This is a genomic window from Rathayibacter sp. AY1D5 (assembly GCF_002932515.1).
Lineage (GTDB): Bacteria > Actinomycetota > Actinomycetes > Actinomycetales > Microbacteriaceae > Rathayibacter.
On the sequence record NZ_PSVU01000123.1, the window covers coordinates 1 to 808 of the forward strand.

Sequence of the window (808 nt, forward strand, 5' to 3'; positions counted from 1 at the left end):
GAGCCGCCCCTCTGCACCCGGAAGGCACCGCCATGATCGCCTCGAACACCTACCCCTTCGCCGGACGCACCGTCCTGGTCACCGGAGCCGGCTCCGGCATCGGCCGCTCCATCGCACGCGCCTTCCTCGAGCAGGGCGCGAGCGTCGCGGTCGCCGGGCGCACCCCCGCCACGCTCGAGGAGACCGTCGCCGGCTTCCCGGCCGGGCGCGTCCTGGTCGTGCCCACCGACGTCTCGGTCCGAGCCGAGGTCGACGCGCTCGTCGAGGGCACCGTCGCGAGGTTCGGCGGGATCGACGTCCTCGTGAACAACGCGGCCGGCCACCTCGGCGGCCCGATCGAGGAGGTGGAGGACGACTCCTGGCGCTCGCTCTTCGCGACGAACGTCGACGCCCTCTTCTACGCGGTGAAGGCGGCGCTCCCGCACCTCAAGGCGAGCCGCGGCAACATCGTCGTCGTCTCCTCCGTGTCGGGCATCCGCGGCGACTGGGGCCAGGCCGCCTACAACGCGACCAAGGGCGCGATCACGACGTTCGTGCAGTCGCTGGCCCTCGACTTCGGCGCGCACGGGGTGCGGGTCAACGCCGTCGCTCCCGCCTTCACGCAGACGCCGCTGACCGAGTCGATGGCCTCGACCCCCGAGGAGCTCGCGCCCTTCATCGACCGCATCGCCCTCGGGCGCCCCGCGCAGCCGGACGACATCGCCCCGCCGGTGCTGTTCCTCGCCAGCGCGGACGCGGCGTACATCACCGGCGCGATCCTGGCCGTGGACGGCGGGACGAGCGCCTCGACGGGGCAGCCGCACCTGTA

1 protein-coding gene is annotated in these 808 nt (G+C 73.4%); it reads left to right on the plus strand.

Features of this window, described 5'->3' with window-relative positions:
- Positions 1–32 precede the first annotated feature (32 nt).
- Positions 33–808: SDR family NAD(P)-dependent oxidoreductase (locus C5C82_RS17145; RefSeq protein ID WP_258066176.1), on the plus strand; the 776-nt coding region annotated here is incomplete at its 3' end.